This is a genomic window from Xanthobacter sp. BG11Y11_SDJG (assembly GCF_057364445.1).
Genome location: NZ_JBNFNU010000429.1, coordinates 1 through 3,427 on the forward strand (window position 1 = coordinate 1; position 3,427 = coordinate 3,427).

3 protein-coding genes and 1 pseudogene are annotated in these 3,427 nt (G+C 70.7%); all 4 read right to left on the reverse strand.

Annotated features, from left to right (window positions below):
* A partial coding sequence (locus tag AC2W7M_RS22250) for a hypothetical protein (protein WP_486134991.1) occupies positions 1 to 330 on the reverse strand: 330 nt, incomplete at its 3' end.
* A complete protein-coding gene (locus AC2W7M_RS22255) occupies positions 327 to 2,738 on the reverse strand; it encodes a xanthine dehydrogenase family protein molybdopterin-binding subunit (protein ID WP_486134992.1) in 2,412 nt (803 codons plus the stop codon). The genes AC2W7M_RS22250 and AC2W7M_RS22255, both read right to left, overlap by 4 nt.
* A complete protein-coding gene (locus tag AC2W7M_RS22260) occupies positions 2,735 to 3,238 on the reverse strand; it encodes a (2Fe-2S)-binding protein (protein WP_486134994.1) in 504 nt (167 codons plus the stop codon). Before AC2W7M_RS22260 ends, AC2W7M_RS22255 begins: the two co-directional genes overlap by 4 nt.
* Positions 3,235 to 3,427, reverse strand: a pseudogene (locus tag AC2W7M_RS22265) (FAD binding domain-containing protein); the annotation flags it as partial. The gene AC2W7M_RS22260 and the pseudogene AC2W7M_RS22265, both read right to left, overlap by 4 nt.

The window sequence follows — 3,427 nt, forward strand, 5'->3', positions numbered from 1 at the left end:
GATGGCTCGGCTTGGCGGCGGCGGCGAGGTGCGCGTTGGCGAGCCGCGCCCCAGGCGGGCGCCCTCCTCCGCCGGCAGCTCGTGCCGAAACATGTCGACGCCAGCCGCCACGATCTGGCGCTCGATCTTCTGCTCGTCCATCCATTTCAGCCGCGCGGCGATGTCGCTCAGCGGCTTGGAGACTGGCCGGGTGGGCTTGCCGCCCGCGAACGCGAAGCCGAGGCTGGCGCCGTCCTCGATCAGGCGCACCGAGGGGAATTTTCCGGCATCGGCCCGGATGGCCTCCAGCAGGCTCGGCGGCACGAGATGGGCATGGCAGTCGATGATCATGAGGTCGTCTCTTCGCTGGAACGGACACGGGCGGCGGCGACGGCGTCGCTGATGGCGGAAATGCGGATCGGCAGCTTGTCGAAGAACAGGCCGAGATCGGCGACGGCGTCGTTCAGGGCGCCGGAGATGGCCGCCGGGGCGCCGAGATAGCCGCTCTCGCCGGAGCCCTTCTGCCCGAACACGGTGAAGGGCGAGGGCGTGCAGTGGTGGACAATCTCCACCTTCGGCATCTCGTGGGAGGACGGCAGCAGGTAGTCCATGAAGCTCTGGGTGAGCATCTGGCCCTCCTCGTCGTACACGAACTCTTCCAGCAGCGCGGCGCCCAGGCCGTGGGCGATGCCGCCGAGCGTCATGCCCTTGACGATGTGGGGATTGATCACCGTGCCGCAGTCGTGGCCGATCACGTAGCGGCGAATCTCCGGCTTGCCGAGCACCGGATCGAGCGCCACCAGCACCAGATGGAACTCGAACGAGTGGCAGGGATACATCTGCACCCGCCCGTCCTTCGGCAGGCTGGCGCCGGTGGGCACCTGCATCACATGGGTGCTCTCCAGGCCTGGCTCGGTGTCGGGCGGCAGGAGGTGGAAGTTGCGGTGGGCGATGTTGACCAGAGCGGCCCAGTCGAGCGCCTGCCCGCCCGACGCCGCGCCGACGCTGCCGCCGTGGTAGCGCACCGCCTCTGGCGCGAGGCCGAGCCGGTGGGCGCCGATCCGCAGCAGCTTCGCCTTCAGCTTCTGCGCCGCGTGGAAGCAGGCGCCGCCCATCATGATCGCCATGCGGCTGCCCACCGGCGTGTTGGAGGGCAGGCACGCGAGCGAATCCGGCCGCACGACGCGGATCAGGTCCGGGTCGATCTCCAGCACCTCCGCAACCACGGTCGCGGCCAGGGTCTCGTGCCCCTGCCCCGAGGACGTGGTGTGGATGGTGACCGCGACGCAGCCGGTCCCGTCCACATTGATGCGGACCGATTCCATCCAGGTGGTGGTCTCGTTCTTCTCGTTGAGCAGCGGCTCGAAGGCGGAATTGCCGCCGCTCGGCTCGAGGCACGCGGCGATGCCGATGCCGGCCAGCAGGCCCTCGGCGCGCAGCCGGTCGCGCTCGGCCACGAGGGCGGCGTAGTCCACGTGCGCCAGCACCTTGTCGACCACCGTGTGGTAGTCGCCGCTGTCGTAGCGCGTGCCGCTCGGGATGAGATAGGGGAATTCCTCCTTGCGGATGAAATTGCGCCGGCGCACCTCGATGCGGTCGAGGCCGCAAGCCCGCGCCACCTGGTCGAGGGCGGTCTCGATGGCATAGTTGGTGGGCGACTGGCCGAAGCCGCGCACCGCCTCCTGCACCGCCTTGTTGGTGGTGACCGACTGCGCCCGGTAGGCGACGCTCTCGATCCTGTAGGGGCCGACGATGGCGCCGATGGGCTTGCCGAGCTGGAACGGCGCGCGGCCCGCATAGGCCCCGGCATTGTCCAGCGCCCGCATCTTCATGGAGCGCACGATCCCGTCGTCGTCGAACGCCACGTCCACGTCGAAGATGCGCTCGGGACCGTGCGCGTCGCCGCCGCGCATGTTTTCCAGCCGGTCCTCCAGGAGCCGCACCGGGCGCCCCAGCCGGCGCGCGAGGTGCGCGGCCAGCACCGTGTGCTTGATGCCGCGCTTGACGCCGTAGCTGCCGCCCACGTCCACGTCGTGGTGGACGCGCACATTGTTGGCCGGGATGCGCAGCGCACGGGCGATTTGGTCGGGATATTTGGGCATCTGGATCGAGGCCCACACGTCCAGCATCTCGGACCAGGGGTCCCAGGAGGCGACGACGCCGAAGGTCTCGATCGGCACGGTCGAATTGCGTCCCCAGGTGACGCGGAAGGAAAGCTGGCGCGGGCTCTCGGCGAAGTGCCGGTCCACCTCGCCCCACACGAACGGCTTGTCGAGCAGCACGTTGGACCCGTGCGCCGGGTGCACCGGCGGGCTCGACGGGTCGAGCGCCTCCTCGGCGCGGGTAAGATACGGCAGGCGCTCGTAGCTCACCTTCAGCTTCTCGCAGGCGTCCTCCGCCAGCGCGCGGGTGTCGGCAACCACGGCGGCGACCCATTCGCCGGCATAGCGCGTCTGGCCGACCGCGAGCGGGAAGCGGCGCACGTTGGGCGTGTCGAGGCCGTTCATCAGCGGGTCGGTCGCCCCCGCCAGTTCCTCGCCGGTCAGCACATAGTGCACGCCCGGCATGGCGAGGGCCGCCGACGGGTCGATGGACAGGATGCGGGCGGCCGGATGCTGCGCACCGAGAATGGCAACGTGCAGCATGCCCTCCAGGGCGATGTCGGCCACGTAGCGCCCGTGGCCGGCCACGAAGCGGCGGTCCTCGCGCACCCTGCGGTTGGCGGAGACGAAGCGGAACGGGGGAGCCTCGGCGTTCATGGGCGTCCTCCGGCGACCGCGCGCGGCGCGTTCGCCCGGCGCAGGCGCTCGGCCGCAAGCTCCACCGCCTCGACGATCTGGCCGTAGCCGGTGCAGCGGCAGATGTTGCCGGAGATGGCCTCGGCGATGTCGGCGCGGGTGGGGTCGGGATTGGCCTCGAGCAGCGCGTGCGAGGCCAGGATCATGCCCGGTGTGCAGAAGCCGCACTGCAGGCCGTGGGTCTCGCAGAAGGAATCCTGCAGCACGCTCAGTTCGCCCGCGGCGGGCGCCAGCCCCTCGATGGTGGTGATGTCGAGGCCGTCTGCCTGCACCGCGAACATGAGGCACGAGCGCACGGGCGCGCCGTCCACCAGCACCGTGCAGGCGCCGCACACGCCGTGCTCGCAGCCGGCATGGGCGCCGGTGAGGCGCAGCTCCTCGCGCAGCGTGTCGAGCAGCGTCTTGCGCGGCTCGACGTCCACCTCGCGGACCACCCCATTAACCTGCAACGCGACCTTCATCGGCCGGCTCCTTTTTCCTGCGCGTCCGCCACGGCGTCGCCGATCGCGCGGGTGCCGAGCAGGACGGCGACGCGGCGGCGATAGGCGGCGCTGGCGTGAAGATCGGATGTGGGTTCCAGCGCCGCGGCGGCGGCCTCCACCGCCTGCGCCACCCGATCGCCGTCGAGCGCGCGCCCGAGGAGGCCGGCG

What these genes read in the sequence shown, in the direction of transcription:
- AC2W7M_RS22255 (WP_486134992.1), bottom strand. Translation starts at nt 2,738, where the DNA reads ATGAACGCCGAGGCTCCCCCGTTCCGCTTCGTCTCCGCCAACCGCAGG.
- AC2W7M_RS22260 (WP_486134994.1), bottom strand. Translation starts at nt 3,238, where the DNA reads ATGAAGGTCGCGTTGCAGGTTAATGGGGTGGTCCGCGAGGTGGACGTC.